This is a genomic window from Xenorhabdus mauleonii (genome assembly GCF_900113945.1).
GTDB lineage: Bacteria > Pseudomonadota > Gammaproteobacteria > Enterobacterales > Enterobacteriaceae > Xenorhabdus > Xenorhabdus mauleonii.
In genome coordinates this window covers 111,120-131,902 of record NZ_FORG01000007.1, presented here as the reverse complement: position 1 = coordinate 131,902, position 20,783 = coordinate 111,120, and the positions used below count along the sequence as shown (strand labels likewise).

Here is a 20,783-nt window from a genome sequence, read left to right as displayed (position 1 = left end):
AACCAAGACGCAGAGAAAAATAATGTGATAAGATCCGCGCCCCTGCGGATATGAATAAGATATAAGGAAGGCTATGAACGTAATCAAAGGTGTTGTTGCAGCTCCTGAAGCTCGCATTGCAATTGCAATTGCCCGCTTTAACAACTTCATTAATGACAGCCTGCTGGAAGGGGCCGTGGATGCGTTGGAACGCATCGGTCAGGTTTCTTCAGATAATATCACCGTGGTATGGGTTCCGGGTGCTTATGAGCTGCCGCTGACAGTCAAGGCATTGGCTGAATCCAAACAATATGATGCGGTTATCGCTTTGGGTACAGTTATCCGTGGCGGTACAGCCCACTTTGAATATGTTGCTGGTGAGTGCAGCTCTGGTTTGTCCAGCGTGGCAATGTCCAGCAATATTCCTGTCACATTCGGTGTTCTGACGACTGAAAGTATTGAACAGGCGATTGAACGCGCTGGCACTAAAGCGGGTAATAAAGGTGCAGAAGCTGCCTTGACCGCATTGGAAATGATTAATGTAATTAAAGCCATTAAAGGCTGAATTTTTAGTTTTAATTAAGGGGAATTTTGTGAAACCTGCTGCTCGTCGTCGTGCTCGTGAGTGTGCTGTTCAGGCAATTTATTCATGGCAATTATCTAAAAATAGTATTGCTGATGTTGAATTCCAATTTTTGTCAGAGCAAGACGTAACCGGTGTTGATGTCACCTATTTCCGTGAATTACTCTCCGGGGTAGCGGTCAATGCCACAAAATTGGACGCTTTAATGGCGCCTTATCTTTCTCGCCAGCTCGAAGAGCTAGGTCAGGTGGAAAAAGCCATCTTGCGCGTTGCGATGTTTGAACTAAGCTTTCGTGATGATGTTCCCTACAAAGTGGCTATCAATGAAGGTATCGAACTGGCAAAAACGTTTGGTGCTGAAGATAGCCATAAATTCGTAAATGGGGTATTGGACAAAGCTGGCCCGGCAGTACGCAAGAAAAAGTGATTGCTTGCCAGGAGTTCCCCATTATAACTTGATGATTTTACACATAAGGCCGGCGTTCCGGCCTTATGTGCTAATCGTTAGTCACTTTTTTGGAATTCTACTATGGCATGTGGTGAATTTGACCTCATTGCACGTTATTTCAACCGCCATACCATTCGCCGCCGTGATGTAAATCTAGGGATTGGCGATGATTGCGCGCTGATGACCGTTGCAGATAAGCAAGAATTGGCGGTAACAACCGATACGTTGGTTGCCGGTATTCATTTTCTTCCTGATATCTCACCGGAAGATTTGGCCTATAAAGCATTGGCTGTCAATATCAGCGATTTGGCTGCTGTTGGTGCGGATCCGGCTTGGGCATCTTTGGCACTGACGTTGCCTGATGTTGATGAAAATTGGTTAAAGCGATTCAGTGACAGCTTGTTTGAGCAACTGAATTATTACGGTATGCAGTTAATTGGTGGGGATACCACAAAAGGCCCCATGAGTTTAACTCTGACCGTGCATGGTTTGGTTCCGGCTGGCAGGGCATTGCGCCGGGCGGGTGCGAGAAATGGCGACTGGATCTACGTAACCGGAACCTTGGGTGACAGTGCGGCGGGACTTGCATTGTTGCAAGACAACCTGACTATTGAAGATAGCGCAATCCACAATTGGTTGGTTAAACGCCATCTTCGCCCACAACCACGGGTTTTACAGGGGCAGGCGCTGCGCGATCTGGCTTCTTCTGCCATTGATTTGTCTGATGGTTTGATTTCGGATCTTAACCATATCCTGTCAGCCAGTCAGTGTGGCGCCCGTATTAACTTGGATGCACTGCCTTATTCGGAAGCTATGCAGCAATATGTTTCTCCCGAACAAGCGTTGAAATGGGCATTGAGTGGCGGGGAAGATTATGAATTGTGCTTCACGGTACCTGAGTTGAACCGTGGCGCATTAAATATGGCGTTGGCGCATTCTGGTGCCAGTTTCTGCTGTATTGGGCAAATCAGGCCGGAATCGGAAGGCATCCGTTATTTCAACAACAACGAAGAAATTGAGTTGGATCTGAACGGCTTTGATCACTTTAAAACCGATAAGAAACCGTTAGTACCGTGTTCAGCTGTTCGACAAGCAGAAAATGATCAAACGGAGGGAACACATGGATGACGCAAAACGCCACTTAAGGATGAGTAATCCTTGGCATTTGCTGGCAACGGGATTTGGCAGTGGCTTGTCACCTATCATGCCGGGAACTATGGGATCAGTGGCAGCCATTCCTTTTTGGCTTCTTATGACCCCGTTGCCGACATGGGGAATTTGGTTGGTCATTGTGTTGGGAACCCTCATTGGCTGCGTAATTTGCCAGAAAGCTGCTGATGCCATGAATGTGGAAGATCCGGGTTGTGTTGTCTGGGATGAATTCATCGGCATGTGGATCACGTTGATGGCTATTCCGGTACTCAACTGGCAATGGGTTCTGGTCGCTTTTATCGTATTCCGCATTTTTGATATGTGGAAACCATGGCCGATCCGCTGGTTTGACCGCTATGTAAAAGGCGGTATTGGCATTATGCTGGATGACATCATTGCAGCTATTTTTGCCGTTGTAGTTATCTGGTTGTTGAATTTCTACCAACTATTGCCTTTCTAACTCATGACGTTAATAAGATATTTTAAATCTATTCTTAGCGTTCATTTTTAGCATCATGGTTACAGCACATATTTTTGATTAGCCGCGTGTTCTGCGGCTGATCTATCTCTTGGTAAATACATCGATCGTTTTTCAAGTTACAGCGCTATTGGTTGCATCTTGAAATCCAATGGAGATATATACCTAATGCGTCGCCCCGCCTGTTACGCTAATATCCGATTTATTTTCCCATGCTGTTTCAATGGCTAATCTCAGCGCGGTTGTCATCAATTCTAACGTCATGCTTGGCATATCAGAGAAGTTAGCGGCCTGTTCGGGCAGATAAGGAATATGGATAAATCCTCCCCGTGTTGAAGGCGTATTTTGAGCTAAATAATGCAACAAGCCATACATTACATGGTTGCAAACAAAAGTACCGGCAGTTTGGGATACGGACGCAGGGATCCCCGCTTTTCTCAAGGCCCCAGCGATTGTTTTGATTGGCAGACTAGAGAAATGTGCAGCCGGTCCACCGGAAATAACAGAGGTGTCAATGGGTTGCTTCCCTGCATTATCAGGGATTCGGGCATCATTGACATTAATGGCGACACGCTCAATGCTGATACCTGTCCTTCCTCCTGCCTGTCCCACAGAAATAACCAATTCTGGTTGGAAGCTATCAATCGCTGCGTAAAGGTGTTGTAAAGCAACATCAAAAACACAGGGCAGCAGACACGTTTCTATTTTCGCATCTGCAACTTGGTATCCTTGCAATGATTTGATGGCTTCCCATGATGGATTTATTGCCTCTCCACCGAAAGGTTCAAACCCGGTGATCAAAATAGTTTTCATGGCGGCTCCTTATTATCTTTTTGTAAGCGTATCTTGGTTTATCAAAACATCAGAAAATAGAGCAAGAACACATTCGTAATCAGTAAAACACACCCGGTGGGAATTTGAGCTTTAATAACAGCATTGCGATCGGGCAGCTCCAACAAAGCGGCGGGGACAATATTGAAATTTGCCGCCATGGGCGTCATCAATGTACCGCAATAGCCTGAGAACATACCAATGGCAGCCATCACTGCTGGATTGCCGCCATGCTGCAAGATCAAAATGGGAATACCAATTCCGGCAGTGATGATAGGAAAGGCGGCGAAAGCATTACCCATAATCATGGTTAACAGAGCCATGCCAAAAACATAAGTGACTACGGCAATAAACCGGTTATCGACGGCCAAATAATTTTCCGTCAGATAGGAAACTATGGTGCCCACACCTGCAACGGTAAACAGCAAGCCAAGTGTTGCCAGAATTTGCGGCAGGATAAATACACAACCAATTGCATCCAGCAGACGCCGGGTTTCTTGTATTGGCTGAGTGATAGCATCACGGCTCAAGTGTAAAGCAAGAATTAATCCAATCAAACAACCCAGCGTAATGGAAAAGAGTGTAATTAAAGTAGAATGATTTCCCGCGCCAAAAACGGCTTCCTGCAAACCGGGAATATGATTAAATGCCAGTACACCCAACATCGTAATGACAGGAATGATCAAGACGGGCAAAAATAGCCGATAACCAAGACGTTCAGCACTTTCTTGTTGTTGTTTTTGTGTTCTTTGATGATAATTTCCCAGACGAACACCGCCAAATCCAGCCAGCAAAGCCATGAAAGCCACTAATGCGCCGACAGAAATATGCGCGAGTCTCTGGGCATGATTTTCGTCATTGATCCAGAGTGACATCAGGTCAGTACTCCATTTTCCTACCAGAAAGATCAAACCATAAAGCCCCCAAAACAAGCCTGTTGTGAAACGGCGAGGGTTGGCTTTATCACGCCATGACATAATTGCAATCGAGATTAAAATTAGCCCGGCCAACACATAGAGGTACTGTAATTGAAACATTATTTTTCCCCTTTATTGCTTAACTTGGCGTGATTCAGCGAATTCAGTTCATTGGCAAGGTAAAAATCCAGGCGATATAGCCGCACTGAGTGGATCAGAAAAGCACAAATTGCGGTAGGGATACCCCAAAGAGCGATATGCAATGGCTCAGTTTGGATATTGGCTGATTCCAGCATGAAATTATGCATAAAGATAATTGCGCCAAAAGCAACAAAGATATCCTCACCGAAGAACAGGCCGGTATTGTCCGTAGCAGCGGACATGGCTCGGATACGGTACTTAACTGAATCCGGCAATTCACCGTATTGATTTTCGGCCGCCCCCTCAGCCATGGGCGACAGCAAGGGGCGAACCATTTGCGGATGCCCGCCTAAACTGGTTAACCCCAGTGCTGCTGAGATTTCACGTATAAACAGATAGAGTATCAGTAAACGACCCGTTGTTGCGGCCTTGATATGAGCAATGGACTTTTGGGCTTGTTCTTTCAGCCCATGCCTTTCCAGCAGGCCAACAATAACCAGAGGGAACAGAATGGTCAGGGATAAGTTCAAGGTATTAATAAAGCCGGAACCGAGTTTTTCCAGAATATCCAGAATTGGCATTTGGGCGGCTATTCCTGTGACGAAGCCTGCGGCTGTGACGACTAAAACAGGGTTAAATCTGATGATAAAACCGATGATAATGACCGCTATCCCGATTAGGGGCCAGAAGTTGACGGCTTGCTGCATATTTTATTCCCCCAGCTAAACTAGTTTGCGTAATGTTGTTGGTTGAAACTGTATCTGTTGTTAAATTATTGTTTTAATATTGTTGAACAATAAATAGGATGCTATCTATAAATAGGCAAATAAAATCTGCATGGAATTTTAAAAATGGTATATAGATCACTTATGGGTTTATGACTTTGTCATAGCGTGATGGTCTTAGAACCATTGCATATATGGAAAAGAAATATTCTGAAAAGGAGAGATAAAACAAGAATATTAATCTGTGATCATGTAAATAAATAGTTATATTTACGCATTTTATTTTTTGTCCTTTCAGATATTTCTATTAGATGGTTTTTATATGGTTAATTAATCATCTTATTATAATCTTATATATATAATTGATTAACATTTATTAAGTTATTGGATTTTTAATTTCCCATATGTTTTTTATTTCATATTCTTGCCTAATTACCTGTAATGTGATCATTATCTCACTTTGTGTATTTGTTGATAATTGATTTAAATTCAATTTGTTATGATTTGGTTGTGTTTTTTTCTAGGCAAATATTTCATCTATCGCTTTTAAAGTGGCTTATTATGACGATTAAATAATGATTTTGGTTTTATAATAAAATTATTATTGGTTGTTACTTGTTATTTCGGTAGGTTTTTTTAACATATTTTTATTAGCATTTAGGGTTTAATCCAGATTTTTGATTGGTAAATAATGATGGGAATTAGTTATCTTCATTAATCCTGTTTTGTTCTAAATATGATGAGTCTAAAATGAACCTTATCTTAAATTAAAAAATAATCATTCTATAAAGAGAGTGATTATTTTTTCTATTGTGTATTTAATTTTCTTTGGACAAGAGGCGAACACTCATGCTGTGTATGTCTTTACTTTAAGTAAGGGAGTAAGTGGTGAATCAGTTTGAATATTATTATCAGCGGGAACTTAATTATTTGAGGCAATTGGCAAAAACGGTTAGCGAAGATAGCCCACATCTCAGGGATACATTCAGTGGTCGTGATCCTGATGTAGAAAGACTGAATGAAGGTTTTGCTGCTTTGATGGGTCGTTTGAGCCAGAAAGTTGATGATGCACTTCCTGAGTTAACCCAACCATTATTGCAAAGGCTGCGTGCACAGCCGATCAAAGGCATTCCAGCTACCAGCATTATTCAGTTTGAGAGCGAGGGACAAGGTGATTTTGATTTTTCCATTCCGGCAGGAACGGAAGTTTATACCCAAGATCGGCAGACTTATGTCACTTGTCGTGAATGTGCTATTACTCCACTGACTCTGATATCGCGAGAAATCACGCACTAAGTGCAAACAACCAAAATCATTTTGAAGTTTCGTTATATTGGCAAAGAAGAGGAGTGGTTGGCCCGGCCAATTAATCTGTTTTTGAGCAGCGACGAACAGGTCGCGGATACTTTGATGCTGGGTTTGAGTCAGCATTATTGTGGTGCGGAATTACACCACAATGACCAAGTTTATAAAGCTCATGGAGAGCGGTTTGAACCTCTTTCTGGTGCCTCTCGCTTGGTTTTGTCTTCTGCGGTGGGAGATAACTGGGCACCACAATTATTGATGGAATCACTCTATCTGCCGCATGTTAATCAATTTCTGAATTTACCTTTACCAACTATGGCAAATCGATTGGAATTGTCAAAGCATCGTGAATTCAGTGTCATATTAACATTGGATACTATATTACCTTTATCTGCTGAACAAATATCGTCAGCATTTCAACTTTATTGTACGCCAGTCGTGAATATGGAACGGGACAGTCAGGTTGCCCTGTCTTTTGAAGCGGAAACCGCGCGTTATTGTTTACCATTGATGCCGACACAAGGTGTTTTGCATATCGCAGGTATTGAATTAAAAAATGAACCTAATACCGAAGAAGAAAGTCGCGGAGATGAATATCAGTTCTATCCGGTCAGTCTTCTTACTGGGATGGAGCGCTATCATCCTGAATACGATAAGGCTTGGTTCTATGCTCTTGAAGTAACAAATGATGCGTTGGGTAAGATCCGCTATCAACTGGTGTTCTACGATAGTAAAGCGGAGTTAATGCAAAAACCGCCTGAACGTGAATTCATTTGCCATTTTTATGGCTTTGAGCTGAATCATCCCCCACTTGCGTTGGGAGATATCTGTTTCAGTGGGGAAAACGTTCCAGAAACTTTCCGGTTGAAGAATATCACACGAACCTCGCGCAGTTATCCCCCAATTATCAATAGCCCTCGCCATTGGGATTTACTCTCCCATTATTCAGTGGGTAGCTACCTACTGGATGTGGTGATTGCGGTCAAAAAACTCTTAAAGGATTTCGATCTGTATGCAGATATTGATCGTCCCGGCAGCCGGAAAATTCGTTACATGATTGAGGGGATCGCAAATATCAATGCGAAATGGGGCGACAGAATAATTAGGGGCAGACCCGTTCGTTGCTTATTGATCACTCTAACACTGAATGAAGAGACCTATTCTCATGAAGGTGAAATGTATCGCTTTGCCAATTCTCTATACCAATTTTTCCCATTTTGTCTCACACAAGGTACGTGGTTAAGAATGCGTGTCATCAGCCATCCATCGGGAACTGAATGGTATTTGGCACCTTCAATGATTCAAGGTTATCGCTCAATTATGTAAGGAGTTTGACTATGGATGGATTAGTTTTTAGCTGTCAGATAGGTGTATTACCCAAAACCACATTTCAGGTGGTGAATTTCAATTTGCAGGAAGGGCTTTCACAGCTTTTCCATTTAACCATGACTGTAGTCAGCGCTCTTGACAACGTGGCTCTCAATGAACAATTGGGAACCAATGCTTCACTGACCGTCACGCGTAATGGTGTGATTGAGCGTACCCTCAATGGTGTTGTGGCGGGAGCTGAACAAGGCAATACAGATGGGCGACAAACATATTACACCTTCATTATCCGTCCGGAAATGTGGTTGATGACGCTGAATCAGGATAGCAGAATTTTCCATCATCAATCCGTGCTTGATATTCTGGAACAGTTGCTGAAGGAGCATCGGGTCAAGGCCGACAAGAAGTTTTACAAAGATCACCAACAGCACTCAATACGAGAATACACAACTCAAAAACGTGAATCAGCCTATGATTTTTGGTGCCGGCTGGCGGCTGAAGAAGGCATCATGTTCTGGTTCGAAGAGGACAAACTCTTTTACAGTAATTCCCACCTTGGCATGTTGGCGGCGCTTACGCTGACCTATAATGCACAACCGGACACGGATGATAGTGACTCTACGGCATGGCAGTGGAATTACGGCGAATATCTGCGCCCGAATGAAACGATCAACAAAGATAATAACTTCTTGCGGCCTTCCTATCCTCTGCAACATCTTGCAGCGTCGCAAGGGGGAGGAAATCATTCAGTCTTTGAAAGCTACGGGCGCTTTCAAATGGATGCCGAAGGTCGTCCTTTTACTCAATTGCGTCTGGAACAGTTACAGAACCAGAGCAAAGTTGGTAATGCGAGTACCAACTGTATCAAATTACGCCCGGGCAGGATTTTCTCCCTGCAATCTCACCCGATTGCGGCCATGAATGATCGCTGGCAGGTTGTGACCGTTAATCATCATGGGCAGCAACCACAGGCATCGGGAGATGCCGGGGAAGGTACGACATTAACCAACAATGTTTCTTTCATTCCGGGTCGGCAGGATTGGCGTCCGCCATTCCATTACAAGCCATTGGCGGACGGAGATGAAGTGGCAACGGTAGTCGGGCCGGAAGGTGAAGAGATCTACGTTGATAAACACGGCGCAATTAAAGTCCATTTCCATTGGAACCGTTATGACGAAGCGGATGACCGAGCTTCATGCTGGATACGTGTTGCCCAGGGATGGAACGGTGATGGCTATGGATTTATGGCAATTCCGCGCATTGGCCAGGAAGTCATTATTTCCTACCTCAATGGCGACATTGATCGTCCGATAGTGACCGGATGCACCTACAACGGTCGCAATCGCCCGCCACTGGATCTGCCTGCAGAAAAAACACGCACAACCTTTAAAACAAAGACTCATAAAGGTGAAGGGTTTAACGAACTGCGTTTTGAAGATGCCAAAGGCAGCGAGGAAATTTACATCCATGCCCAAAAAGATCAGCTGATTCAGATAAACAACGATAAAACGCAACGTGTCGGACACGATGAGAGTCATCATGTTCTGAATAACCGCAAGCATGAAATTGGTAATGATGAATTTATTCGGATCATGCATGAACAGCATATTCAAATCGACGCAAACCAATTTGAAACCATCACCAAAGACCGTAAAACAAACATCAATAACAGTTGGCAGGAAAAGATCTTTGCTGATCATTTGCAGGAAATTGGAAGGGACAAAACTGCAAAAGTTAATAATAACTATACGTTGCACGTTGTTAATAACATTCAGACATTGACTAAAATGCATTCGATGCAGGCCAGTGAGTCGGTGCTAATCAAAGGAAAAGCTGGCTCTATTTTACTGGATGGGCAAGGCGTCACGATCACCGGAAATATTAATTTGTTAGGGCCGGTATCCGTTTCAGGTGGTAGTCCCGGTTCAGTGCCTTCTCTGAGCGGAGCCGCAAATGAAGGCTTGGTAATGGCGGAAGATTGCAGGGAAAAAGCCAAAAAGCGCAAGGAGTCTTCTGAATAATGTCTTGGTTACCAGATTGTTCTGAGTATTGGGTGGTGGATTACTCATTTAGCAAAAAAGAGGGTGAACAATTTTCTGCACAGGCCATTATTCATGCGAAGAGTGAGCGTCAGGCGTTGTCTATGTTGGTGGAATATCTGCTTGATGGTGGATACTCACCGGGGCAGTATCATGCTATTCAGCCATTGTTGGATTATCTCACTACCAGTTCCCGGCAAGAGCTGCCGCTTTTGCGGCATTTCCGGCAAGGGCAGGAACAAGGAAAACAGGTTATCGCGCTGAACGAACGTAACATAAGTTCACCGCTTCCCGTAGAACGTGGTGCATTGCAATTCACCGTGACAGAGAAAATGCCGGAAAATGGAGCAGCTAAATATCGTTACGCTGTGCTTGATGCTGCGGTTTACCGCCAGGTTATGGGCAGCTTTCTTATTTCTGACTTGATGGTTTCTAACCTGCAATGGGAAAGTCTGTTTCAAGGAGAAACACAAGTCACTCTGGAAGATAGCGCCCCTTATTTAGTGGAGTTAACGGAGAGTGAAAATGTGTATTCTCGTTTCCAGCAGACAATTACCCAGCCAGCAACATCGTCTTTAGGGATCTTTATCGAAAGTGACCAGCCTTTTACTGTGTTACGCAATCACTTGCGTAAATTCACTTACCTGAAAAATGAGCAGCAGCAAACGTGGATGTTTTATCGTTTCTATGTTCCTCAGGGATTGATACCACTACTGAAAAGTTTGCCTGATGCGCAATTGCTGCACTTTATGCAACCTATGCAGAAAGTCGGATATTTCGATCAACAGACTGCGCTGTATTATTCTTTGTCTCTGGTTGAGGATGCACTGGATAAAAATAGAACCGCACCAGTTACCATTAATCCGGTTTTGACAAACAGCCTCGCGGAACAAACCCAGCAACGTGCACTTACACAAATGGTGAAATTTATCGAAGAGACACAACCTGAACTTTCACCTCAGCAAAAAGCACAACTTCCTGCTTTTGTCCTGCAACAGAGCAATCTGGCTTGTTTGGCCGGATTCGCTCATCAGCGTTCTATTCTGTATTTGGTAGCCGCCAGAAGTCTGGTTCGTGATGATGAAGCACGGTGGCAGAGGGCATGGGAATATGCGTGTAGGGAATCTCAGGCGCAAGAGTTACGGGCGTTGGCTTGTTATGAGTATTGTTTTAAGAATCGAGCACTAAGTTAACACAAGGAAATAAGAAAAATGGAAAAATCGATATTGACGAGTGCGAATGACGCTCTTGAGACAGCCGCGAAAAAAGTCGAAAAAGCGTTTGAAAAAATTGTCGATGAAGCAAAGGCACACCTGCCTCATCAGTTGGATATGGATACCGTTGTCAGACCCTGTGACGCCAATATCCGGCCTATTTATCCTGTCAGATATGCTTATATGAATTTTTTTGGTGACAACTGGGTAGATGCCCAATTACCACCGCCAATCAGTAATTTTATTGATCATTATGATAATTCATTAAGCGCAAGCGTTCTGGGTGGTTATAGCATTCGCATGCCTAGACCGGGTTGGATCTATGTCAAAGAAGAAGGGTCGATTAAAAGCCGGGGTTCCGAAAAGGATGGGAAATTATTAATTTTCAAATTCAGCCCTGAAATTGTCACATTAGAAGGCAAAAGGGGGATGGTCACGAAATACACCAAATATGAACAAAAAGCCGGAAGTTCATCGTGGGAAGAAATTCATCCTGTCAGCGGTACAGCGGGACTAGGCTATCCTTTTCTAGCGATTGATAAAGATGTGACCAAAATCAGCATTGTTTACAGTGAAGTTGAGTTGGCTAAATCTGTCCTGAATAAGATGGATAAGGATAAAAACTTCCGTAAAAATGCGATGCAATTCGTGGACTTAGACAGTGAGACATCAGAGTATGCCATTGATGCCAAACAAGAACATTTCGACGGGTTAGTGGAAGATTTTAAAGATCCTGAAAAACAATTTCAGGCATACAAAAACCAACTATCCGATCCACTTTTACAATCTTCTGATTTGGGAGAGATCACGACTGAAGGCAGTTTTGCCATGGATGCAGATATGGAAATGCGTTACATAGACAGCCTTATCTGCCCTTATTACAAAGATAAAGCGAAGATTGTGGTATTGCATGATCCTGTGGGGTATCAGCGTGATATTTTGATGGCGTATATGTTACTCACGGCTTGGCAAATAAATTATACGGCGACCTACATGTATCCTATTTCTATAGGACAATTTGTCAAACAAATGGAGTTTTCAAAGGATGAGAAAATCAAAAAATACTTTAATGATTGCATCCATCAGGAGCACTGGAAAACGTGGTGGCCTAAATTAAATGCTCCGATTGAAGAGACAACTACAAAATTAAAAGAAATAGTCAGTCTATACAAATCTTTTTTTGAGAAAAATTCTATTGCGGGTCAGAAAGGTGGATTAGCACATTACTTTAAGCATTTCTTCTTTGCAACTAGTGAAAAAGATATCCTGACTGAAAAAGATGCCGAAGAATTTAGAGTAGTTTGTGCTTTATTTGCTGAATTAGTAGAACCATTACTCAGCACTGAGATAGGAATACGGGAAATAGAAAAATTATTGGGAGGAGACCAGGAGTCTGAATCAAGTACATGGATTTCTGTTGGTAATGGGCTTGTGAATACATTAGGGCATGCTGGTGCAGACAAGGAATTGATCGCTAAAAATCTCGCATTAGGGGTGGATGTATTACTGGGAGCAATTGGCACGATACTGGGAAAATTTGCTGTGTTTATTGCTGAAGAAGCATATAAAAAAGCGCTAGGTTTACATGTAAAAGGTGTTGAAAAGATAACCCAGATTTTTATATCTCGTTGTTTGTCTGTTTTTGGTATCCGGTTGCAAAGCGGTCAATATGCAAAATTGACAGAGAAAGAATATTATAATTTTTTTAAAAAGGTAGAGCCACAGGCCCAGCCCAGCAAGATAAAAAATGCTCTAGAAAAAGTGAAATCTGATGTGAAAACAAGGGGGATAAAAAAAGTATTTAACTGGTCGCAACGTATTGATAACTATACGGGGCGTTTGAAAATAAAAATACCTATTATTCAATTTGAAAAGCCAAAATTTAATACAAAAATAAAAGTATTTCAACACGGTAATACCCCTATTAGCCTTTTATTGGATTGTAGTTTTGCTGGTCTTGAATCTACTTATGAAGGCTTATACGTTGCATTCGTTATTGTCCCAGTCGAGTTTTGATAAGAATTCTCCCTTTAGTACAAATCGGCTTCCTTTGTATTTTGCTGGGTCATTTATGAATACTATATTAGGAGGGCTTATTGCCATAAGGGGGGGAACTAATCTTTTCGGCAGAGCGGTGGCACAAACGGGTGTAATAGCATTGAAATTGAATAGCCCAGCGATGGGTGCATTATTAGATAATATATCAAACAAAATGTTGCTTAACAGCAAATCGATGGTTACCTTTACAAGGTTTGGAATCGGAATTTCTGGGGTGGCGAGCACAGTTCTGTCATATATTGATGCGACCAATGCTTTTGAATTAGGTAATAATGGAGAAGGATATTCTCATATTGCTATTGGTTCAGGTACATTACTAATGACACTTGCGTATGGTTATGCGGCGGTGACCACGACGACAGCAGCAGGAGCCGCTGCCGCAGATGCAGCTGCAATTGTTCTGACTGGAGCAGCTTTAACGTTTTTCTGGGCGGGAGTATTAATTGCTATTTTAGGGACAGCGTATATCCTTATGTTCAGTAAGGACGAGTTCGAAAATTTATTACAGAATTGCTTTTGGGGAAACGGGAAAAAATATTCTTTTTGGAGTCGAGATGATATACGGCCAAAAAGAATTGAAGACCAATTTAGGAAAGTTGAAGTAATAAATGATGAAATTAGAAATGCTTTTTTAGTTGAATACCAAGAGTTTGCTAACCTTTTCACGGGGGCAACTTTAAAAAGGGAATTTAAGGATAAAAAAACAATATATCGTTTTACATTGCCTAATTTTCAATGGGGTAAGTCAGAGATTTTTTATCAGGTAATATCATTTTCTTATGCCGCACTATCTGCCGGCTCTCCATACGTGCCTGTATCGCCAAGTATTGTTTCATCAAATATTAGTACACAGCAATCAGCTTCAGATAATTTTGCAGAACTGATGGAGGCTGATTATAAAAAATTATCCGATGAAGGTGGCCTAACAACGTTGACTGTTGAAATGGATTCTTTTGAATCAAAACATATTACAATATTTTGGTATTATATGCCTACTGAGGATGTTATATCTCCTCTTCGTTATAAATGGAACGAGGAGCCAATATTAGAAAATGCCATTTATGGTTATGATGATGAAGTGATGCGGAATTAATATCATAGATGAAAATAAAAAGGATTATCTTATGAATAGAACATATTATATCAAAAAAAATATTATTGAAACGGATGCTTTTTCAGAAGTGTGTCCTAATGTTATTAACGAAAAATTAGAAAAAATAAATAAAAGAGATGCAAAGAAAATAGCATGTTTAGAAATAATTAATGACACTGAGTGTCACTTTTTTAATAGTTTAAATACGATGAGGAAATTTTATTTATATTTATATTTCATCGCTTCAGTGATTGCTCTTGGATTATTTTTAAATCATTATGTGAAAACATGGCGTGCGGTTGAAAAATCTTCTCTTGAAGGGGTTTTTTATGCAAAAAAAGATCATGGTGAATATTTTTACTTAAATCCAAAGTTGCCAGAATATCAAAAAAAATATGAGTACATTGCTCACGATAATAGTATTTCACTTTTAAAATATTGGCATATACGTTATTCTAAGGATGGTTTTTATGGAGAAGAATGGGCAAGGGAATTTTTATTAATAGATGGTGGTTTTTTTTCTCTTTATCTTTTTTTTATTATTGCTTCTCTTTACTTTTTGTGTAGAGTTCGTAGTATTCCGCCTTTTCTAATAGATAGAGAAAAACAGATTTTTTATACTTGGAGTAAAGGCAAGGTATATGCAGCGAATTATTCTCAATTGGAAGTTTATAATTCCTCTGGTAATTTAGGATTAAAAACTTGTGGATACGATAAAGATAATAATCTTATCAACTATTTTTATTCCCTTAAATTTCCGGGAGTATTTGACAAAATGGTGGATAAAGACTATTTGTTGGTTTTTATAGCAAAATACTTTATGCAAGGAAAATATTCTGTTAGTTTGGTTGATTATAAACGTAGAAAGCCATTTTTCCGGCTACGTGAAGAGCCAAAACCTGAAGATTGGGAATTGCAAGTCGAGAAAATTTTGACTGAAGTTGATCGACTTGGAGTCCCGTATGTTTCTGCATCTGATAAAAAATCTAAGGATAGAGTTTAATAAAAGATAGGTGGGGAAATTTAATACGGTGAGGTTATTTATTTTTCAATGGAGCGTTTAACAACGCTCTATAATTTTTTTTGAAATTTTTGAAATTTAACACAGGGGTAATTGATATTTTAGAATATAGATTATGGATATTATGATAAGGAATTACATTAAATGAGAAGAGCAATAAGAAAATGGTTATCCCAAAAGACAGAGAGTAAAGTCAATGCGAATGTTAAAATTAGTCGATTATCAACAGTGTGTGATCTGAACTTGGATGAAGACATTGGTATATTGGATAAAGAACAAATAAAATCAGAGAATTTTATTGGTTTAATCGGTAATAAAAAATGTGAAATACTATTTGGTAAAAGTAATCTCCATGAAATTGTTTTAATTTCTTCATTAACCGGTTTTTTATTGGGTTTTTGTTTTTTTATTGAAACTGTTGTTGATACATGGAAAGTCAATGGGGAATCTTATCTAAGCACAGTTAGTGATGCTAAAATAGATTATGGCGAAGAATTTTATTTAAACCCTAATCTTCCTAATTACCTTAAAAAATATAAGTATCTGGCTGATGCCAAGAGTGTATCTTGGTCTCAATATTTTCATATTCGTTATACGGATAGTGGTTTTTACAGTAAGTCTAGAGTACAAAAAAATTATTTTTAGATGGTGATTTTTTATATTTTTCTTTGCAATGATTTTAATTCATTTATGGATTTTATATGTAATTCGTAAAATACCTTCTCTTATTATTGATCGGGAAAGGCAATTATTTTACTCTTGGCGCAGAGGAAAAATGTATGTTGCGCGTTACTCTCAGGTTGATGTTGTGAATACATATAATACACTTTATTTAAGAATTTATGGGCTGGATAAAAATAACAAACTGAAGATTTATACTTTTGTCCCCCAGATCCCTAACTTACTCGACGGTGTAATAAGCAAGAGTTATTTGCTGGGTTTTATTGCAAAATATTTGATACAAGGAAAAGAATCTGTCAGCTCGGTAGATTTTAAACGTCATTCATCACTATTTTATACATCTAATAATCAAAAATCAGAAAATTGGGAAGCGCAGATTGAAGCTATTTTAGCTGAACTGGACAGGTTAGGCCCGCCGAAAGAGGCTACTGATCCAGAGTATATCGTTGGATAAAAAAATTAGATAAAATACCTAAATAATAAGTGCAGCATGATTAATTTAAAGATAAACATGTCTGCACTTGGTTAAGTAATTAATTGGTTCCATAAGGAGATTATTATAAAGAAAGTAATATGGGGGGGTTAGTATATTTTAAATATAGTTATAGAATGCTTTATTTAATATTTTTGTTGCTATTTTAGTTATCTCTTTTATTCTTTTGATATCATGTCTGGCTAATTGGTGTGTCAAAATAGATAGGTATTTTAATGTATTATTCAATTGGTGTACTTGCTGGTATGGGGCCAAGATCTACTGCACCTTTTGTCAATATGCTGGTGGATGCTTCTCAGTCTCTGTATGGCGCAAAATATGATATGGATTTTCCTAAAATGCATATACTTTCTTTGCCTACCCCTTTTTATCCGGGGCAGACCATTGATGATGTTCAAATGATACAGGCATTACAGGACGGTATTGCAGATTTAGTCAGAGCAAAGGTCAGTTTGATTGTCGTTCCATGTAATCTTGCCCACAGGTATTACTCTTATATGATCCAAGCCAGTGCAGGTATACCGCTCTTACACATAGCTGATTGCGCCCTAACAAAAATCCCTTTTGATTATACAAAAATAGCGGTTGTCGGCACTGAGCCTACAATTGACGCAGGATTTTATCAGGAACGCATTTATGCGGCAGGCAAAGAGCCTGTTTTATCTGTAGAGTTGCGCAATCGTACAACAGAGTTAATTACACTAATTAAAGAAAAGGGATTTGACAATAATGAGGTGTTGAAGAGTTGGAATTCAGTATTGTCATGTACTGAGGATTTAAAAGCCGAAGTGTTACTCATAGCTTGTACAGATATCAGCCCCTTGATAAAGCACAGTGTGATAAATCGGCCATTGGAGATAGTGGATGCAGCGTTAAGTTTAGCTGAGGAGGCAATTCATATGTTTTATCAGTTGAGATCTATATCTAAATAATGAATGATTGTTAATCAGAAGACAGCTAAGCAATCATTTTATTTTTTTTATTTAGGTATCCGGTTTTGTAAAAGTGCAACAAATTTATCGACGGGAAAAATCAGCTTCTCAACGTTGTATTTTAATCGAAGCTGATTATTCAATTTTATCATAGTAATGCAGTGGCTAATATATCAGGCAATTCAAGTTTCATAATATTGAACAAAAGGTTTTTTGTATTAACCTAAAAGATGACTTCCTCGGCGTAGAAATCGTTCTGGAACATAGAGATCATAATTATTAAATCGACAATAATCTTCTAATTGTTGAGCAGAACTGACGCCAACCTTTTTATATATTTGCGCTGTATAGTTCTCTACGGTACGATAGGAAATATTTAATATTCTGCCAATTTGCTTACTGGAATATTTATGTAAAGAAAGAAAAATAATATCCCACTCTCTTTGAGTAAATAAATTAGTTGGGGGCTGAAACATAATGGAAGCAGGAAGTTTTCCATGATAAAGGCGGGTTAATGAATAATCCTGAGCCTTCCATAGATGATATATAATACCTATGCAATCGCCATTCTCTTGATAAATAGGTGTTTTTTCACAAAAGTAAGATGATAGTGTTTTCTCTTCTCCCCAAATATGTGTTTCAAGTGAAACATATGATCTTTCTTCATTCATTACCTTTTGGTCATGGTGAATATATTCTTTTGCAAACTCAGCGCCATTCCAAGGTAATTCGTCATCATAATATCCTTCAAAATCAAATGACTTAGAAAACCCCTTAATGGTACTCAATGCTTCATTTCCATAAATAAAGCACGAATCTTTGTCTTTTATGCCCCAGGGATCATTACTTACTGCTAGAGTATTAATTATTTGAGGTGAAATGATAAGTTTATTACTCATGTTATTATTCCTTGAGGAAATATATCAGATCCATATAACTAAACGTTTTAAATTTTTATGAATTTATTATACCTGAAAGATAAAAAAATATTGGTGGAAATATGTTGGATTGACAATATTTTTATTCATATATTAATGATGTTCAAACGCAAAAATTAGTTTCAATTTAATATTGTTTTATATGCTATATTTTACATGTGAATTATCTTTTAGGTAATTGGTGATGAAGGGTTATAGTATTTTAATTTTTTAAAGATATCCTAAAAAACATGGATTGGATAGTGAAGTTGGATGTGTTTAATAATTTTAATATGATATATTTTAATATAAAATATTACTTATTTTTTTTGGTCATGGAATTGACGGAATAAAATTTGTATGAATTAAAATTGGTGAGTGGTTGATTATTGATATTTCGTGTGATTGTATTGTTTACGCCCCTAAAAAAATAATAAATTAAAGTATTTTTTACGCTTCCAATACTTACAAAAATTAATAAAATTATAAGTGGGTCATCATCGTAAAACATCTTTTTTGAATTTTGTTATTAGCAGGTTAACTAACTTTAAATAGCCAAGTGTGTAATTCTCGTATAAAAGCGCTGGCATCAGGGAAAATAATTATTAGAATATAATTCTAATACGATAAAAATATAATAGTTGATATTTATTTCATTAACTTAGAGTCTTTTTTAGGAAAAGAGTGTACTCATCAAAAGCATAGAGCACTATATGCTTATAACATTGGTGACTAGGTGAGAAAGTATAGCCAGTAAGCATGTGGTTGGAAATATAGCGTATATACCCAAATTTAATTTGTTGAATAAACCATCGATTCTATTTTTAGAATCAAAGATATATGGAGCCGGAGTGCTAAAGAGGCTCGAACTAATAATAGTTTTCAGGCAAATAATTTGTGTTTAAGTTTAAATAACAGCCTAAAAAACTCCACTGAATAAAGCCGACACTTTGGCGGCTTATTCTCAAAGCGAACCTAGGTAATTTTATGGTTGATATTTTTTTCATTCGGGAAAGTTTTCGATGTAGATTTTGCTATACCGAAACCAGTAAAACCATAAATAAGGGCCAGAAAAGCAGCGGCGTAGCACTGGATTGCCCAAGGCAATAAATCAAGTGTACTGACACCTAATGTAGTAGCCATGTAAATTCCAGCGGAAGTCCAAGGAATCAGAGGTTCGATGACAGTACAACCATCTTCAATGGTTCGTGAGAGATTTTTATTATCCAGCCCCATCTTACGATAAGCCTCCTTGAACAGTTCTGCCGGGATTAGAAGAGCTAATCTTCCATCACAAGTTGTTCCGGTTAGAAGAATCGTTGTACCAAGAGTGGTTGCGATGAGTTTTCCGGTTGTATGGACAGCTTTAAGGAGTTGACTAATGATAATAGTCAAAGCGCCTGTGAGTACTAAAGGACCGGCAAATGCGAATGCACAAAATATAAGTAATGTAGTCCCCATCATTGAGAGCATACCGCCGCGGTTAAGTAAGCGGGGAACATCACTAACAATGCCTGCAGTGCTGTGTCCCTGTTCAGAGAACATTGAGAGATTGAAACCATCAATTAATACATTAAATCCTTGTTTAAGTGTGAATCCTTGAAGAGTGATACCGATTACAATCGCCAATACACACGCAGCCAATATGGTCGGAATTACGGGGCGTTTTGTCACCGTACTCCATAAAATCAGTATTGGTGGTAAAATCAGCAATGCGTTGAAGTGATACAAATTTTCAAGAGAAGTTATGATTTCGGTTATTTTCTCAGGTGTTGCCACATTGCCCGTGAAGCTTGTATATCCCGCAATAAAATAGACAATAGCGGCTAAAATGAAGCTTGGGATAGTGGTATACAGTAAATGTTGAATATGATTGTTAAGATCAGTATCAGCAACGATAGCTGCGAAATTGGTTGTGTCAGATAGGGGCGAAATTTTATCACCAAAATACGCACCTGAAACAACGGCACCAGCTGCTGCAGGCAAAGAGACATCAAGACTAACAGCAACCCCCATAAGGGCAACGCCGACAGTACCGGCCGATCCCCATGAGGTTCCAGTACAAACAGAAATAATACTTGTGATAAAGAAAGCAGTTATGAGTATATATTGAGGGCTAATAAGTTTTAACCCCCAATAAACCATATAAGGTATTGTACCGCTGAACATCCAGGTGCCAATTAACCCCCCGACACAAATCAGAATTATGGTTACTGGCATCGCCTTGGTAAGTTTTGACACAATCGAATCAATAATGTCATCCCAACGGTAGCCTTGCCAGTATGTAAGGGCCGCGGTGATGCCTGCTGATATGAGCAACAAAGATTCAATGCGTAATCCCAATTGACCATAGCCAATAATTAGCAGGGGGAGCATCGCTGCAAGCGGTAATATAGCGAGCCCTAGATTGAGTTTTTTCTTACCATACATATACAAATCCAGTCTTAAGT

At 39.6% G+C, this 20,783-nt stretch carries 17 protein-coding genes and 1 pseudogene; 13 read left to right on the top strand and 5 right to left on the bottom strand.

Going from position 1 to position 20,783, the window contains the following annotated elements; translation table 11 throughout:
* Nucleotides 1-73: 73 nt before the first annotated feature.
* The 4 genes from ribH to pgpA all read left to right on the top strand — a co-directional run bounded on the left by ribH (nt 74) and on the right by pgpA (nt 2,622).
* Nucleotides 74-544, top strand: coding sequence for a 6,7-dimethyl-8-ribityllumazine synthase (ribH, locus tag BM100_RS09350; protein WP_092510214.1), 471 nt, complete (start codon nt 74-76; stop codon nt 542-544).
* A 28-nt stretch (nt 545-572) separates the two neighbouring features.
* Nucleotides 573-989, top strand: coding sequence for a transcription antitermination factor NusB (gene nusB, locus BM100_RS09345; protein ID WP_092510212.1), 417 nt, complete (start codon nt 573-575; stop codon nt 987-989).
* Between the two features lie 102 nt (nt 990-1,091).
* Entirely contained in the window at nt 1,092-2,138 is a 1,047-nt protein-coding gene (thiL, locus tag BM100_RS09340) for a thiamine-phosphate kinase (RefSeq protein ID WP_092510210.1), read from the top strand.
* A complete protein-coding gene (gene pgpA, locus BM100_RS09335) occupies nt 2,131-2,622 on the top strand; it encodes a phosphatidylglycerophosphatase A (protein ID WP_092510208.1) in 492 nt (163 codons plus the stop codon). Before thiL ends, pgpA begins: the two co-directional genes overlap by 8 nt.
* A gap of 183 nt (nt 2,623-2,805) precedes the next feature.
* Here pgpA and pcp read toward each other — a convergent pair whose 3' ends face one another.
* The 3 genes from pcp to BM100_RS09320 are packed head-to-tail and all read right to left on the bottom strand — an operon-like array spanning nt 2,806 to nt 5,236.
* Entirely contained in the window at nt 2,806-3,453 is a 648-nt protein-coding gene (gene pcp / locus BM100_RS09330) for a pyroglutamyl-peptidase I (RefSeq protein ID WP_092510206.1), read from the bottom strand.
* A 41-nt stretch (nt 3,454-3,494) separates the two neighbouring features.
* The gene (locus tag BM100_RS09325; protein WP_092510204.1) at nt 3,495-4,508 is read right to left on the bottom strand and encodes a DUF979 domain-containing protein; all 1,014 of its coding nucleotides are present in this window, start codon (nt 4,506-4,508) and stop codon (nt 3,495-3,497) included.
* Entirely contained in the window at nt 4,508-5,236 is a 729-nt protein-coding gene (locus BM100_RS09320; RefSeq protein ID WP_092510202.1) for a DUF969 domain-containing protein, read from the bottom strand. Before BM100_RS09320 ends, BM100_RS09325 begins: the two co-directional genes overlap by 1 nt.
* A gap of 903 nt (nt 5,237-6,139) precedes the next feature.
* Between BM100_RS09320 and BM100_RS09310 the strand changes: the two are divergent.
* From BM100_RS09310 to BM100_RS09270, 9 genes and pseudogenes are all read left to right on the top strand, one after another.
* A pseudogene (locus BM100_RS09310) lies at nt 6,140-7,885 on the top strand (type VI secretion system baseplate subunit TssF).
* An 11-nt stretch (nt 7,886-7,896) separates the two neighbouring features.
* A complete protein-coding gene (tssI, locus tag BM100_RS09305) occupies nt 7,897-9,906 on the top strand; it encodes a type VI secretion system tip protein TssI/VgrG (RefSeq protein ID WP_092510196.1) in 2,010 nt (669 codons plus the stop codon).
* Nucleotides 9,906-11,117, top strand: coding sequence for a DUF4123 domain-containing protein (locus tag BM100_RS09300; protein ID WP_092510194.1), 1,212 nt, complete (start codon nt 9,906-9,908; stop codon nt 11,115-11,117). Before tssI ends, BM100_RS09300 begins: the two co-directional genes overlap by 1 nt.
* An 18-nt stretch (nt 11,118-11,135) precedes the next feature.
* Complete coding sequence (locus BM100_RS09295; protein ID WP_092510192.1) at nt 11,136-13,154, top strand: toxin VasX; 2,019 nt, start codon at nt 11,136-11,138, stop codon at nt 13,152-13,154.
* Between the two features lie 55 nt (nt 13,155-13,209).
* Nucleotides 13,210-14,289 carry a hypothetical protein gene (locus BM100_RS09290; protein ID WP_099139527.1) on the top strand — a complete coding sequence of 360 codons (1,080 nt, stop codon included), beginning with the start codon at nt 13,210-13,212 and terminating at the stop codon, nt 14,287-14,289.
* Between the two features lie 31 nt (nt 14,290-14,320).
* Complete coding sequence (locus BM100_RS09285; protein ID WP_092510188.1) at nt 14,321-15,292, top strand: hypothetical protein; 972 nt, start codon at nt 14,321-14,323, stop codon at nt 15,290-15,292.
* A 162-nt stretch (nt 15,293-15,454) separates the two neighbouring features.
* Complete coding sequence (locus BM100_RS09280) at nt 15,455-15,955, top strand: hypothetical protein (RefSeq protein WP_092510186.1); 501 nt, start codon at nt 15,455-15,457, stop codon at nt 15,953-15,955.
* 130 nt (nt 15,956-16,085) lie between these two features.
* Nucleotides 16,086-16,445: a hypothetical protein gene (locus BM100_RS09275; RefSeq protein ID WP_099139528.1), complete on the top strand. Its 360-nt coding sequence runs from the start codon at nt 16,086-16,088 to the stop codon at nt 16,443-16,445.
* Between the two features lie 254 nt (nt 16,446-16,699).
* Nucleotides 16,700-17,416, top strand: coding sequence for an aspartate/glutamate racemase family protein (locus tag BM100_RS09270; RefSeq protein ID WP_092510182.1), 717 nt, complete (start codon nt 16,700-16,702; stop codon nt 17,414-17,416).
* Between the two features lie 218 nt (nt 17,417-17,634).
* Here the strand turns inward: BM100_RS09270 and BM100_RS09265 are convergent, their stop codons facing one another.
* Nucleotides 17,635-18,315: a helix-turn-helix transcriptional regulator gene (locus tag BM100_RS09265; protein WP_092510180.1), complete on the bottom strand. Its 681-nt coding sequence runs from the start codon at nt 18,313-18,315 to the stop codon at nt 17,635-17,637.
* 993 nt (nt 18,316-19,308) lie between these two features.
* Complete coding sequence (nhaC, locus tag BM100_RS09260; RefSeq protein ID WP_092510178.1) at nt 19,309-20,763, bottom strand: Na+/H+ antiporter NhaC; 1,455 nt, start codon at nt 20,761-20,763, stop codon at nt 19,309-19,311.
* Nucleotides 20,764-20,783: the final 20 nt, after the last annotated feature.

Coding starts and splice junctions, on each gene's coding strand:
- ribH (WP_092510214.1), top strand. CDS start 74: ATGAACGTAATCAAAGGTGTTGTTGCAGCTCCTGAAGCTCGCATTGCA.
- thiL (WP_092510210.1), top strand. CDS start 1,092: ATGGCATGTGGTGAATTTGACCTCATTGCACGTTATTTCAACCGCCAT.
- pgpA (WP_092510208.1), top strand. CDS start 2,131: ATGGATGACGCAAAACGCCACTTAAGGATGAGTAATCCTTGGCATTTG.
- pcp (WP_092510206.1), bottom strand. CDS start 3,453: ATGAAAACTATTTTGATCACCGGGTTTGAACCTTTCGGTGGAGAGGCA.
- BM100_RS09325 (WP_092510204.1), bottom strand. CDS start 4,508: ATGTTTCAATTACAGTACCTCTATGTGTTGGCCGGGCTAATTTTAATC.
- BM100_RS09320 (WP_092510202.1), bottom strand. CDS start 5,236: ATGCAGCAAGCCGTCAACTTCTGGCCCCTAATCGGGATAGCGGTCATT.
- tssI (WP_092510196.1), top strand. CDS start 7,897: ATGGATGGATTAGTTTTTAGCTGTCAGATAGGTGTATTACCCAAAACC.
- BM100_RS09300 (WP_092510194.1), top strand. CDS start 9,906: ATGTCTTGGTTACCAGATTGTTCTGAGTATTGGGTGGTGGATTACTCA.
- BM100_RS09295 (WP_092510192.1), top strand. CDS start 11,136: ATGGAAAAATCGATATTGACGAGTGCGAATGACGCTCTTGAGACAGCC.
- BM100_RS09290 (WP_099139527.1), top strand. CDS start 13,210: ATGAATACTATATTAGGAGGGCTTATTGCCATAAGGGGGGGAACTAAT.
- BM100_RS09285 (WP_092510188.1), top strand. CDS start 14,321: ATGAATAGAACATATTATATCAAAAAAAATATTATTGAAACGGATGCT.
- BM100_RS09280 (WP_092510186.1), top strand. CDS start 15,455: ATGAGAAGAGCAATAAGAAAATGGTTATCCCAAAAGACAGAGAGTAAA.
- BM100_RS09275 (WP_099139528.1), top strand. CDS start 16,086: ATGTATGTTGCGCGTTACTCTCAGGTTGATGTTGTGAATACATATAAT.
- BM100_RS09270 (WP_092510182.1), top strand. CDS start 16,700: ATGTATTATTCAATTGGTGTACTTGCTGGTATGGGGCCAAGATCTACT.
- BM100_RS09265 (WP_092510180.1), bottom strand. CDS start 18,315: ATGAGTAATAAACTTATCATTTCACCTCAAATAATTAATACTCTAGCA.
- nhaC (WP_092510178.1), bottom strand. CDS start 20,763: ATGTATGGTAAGAAAAAACTCAATCTAGGGCTCGCTATATTACCGCTT.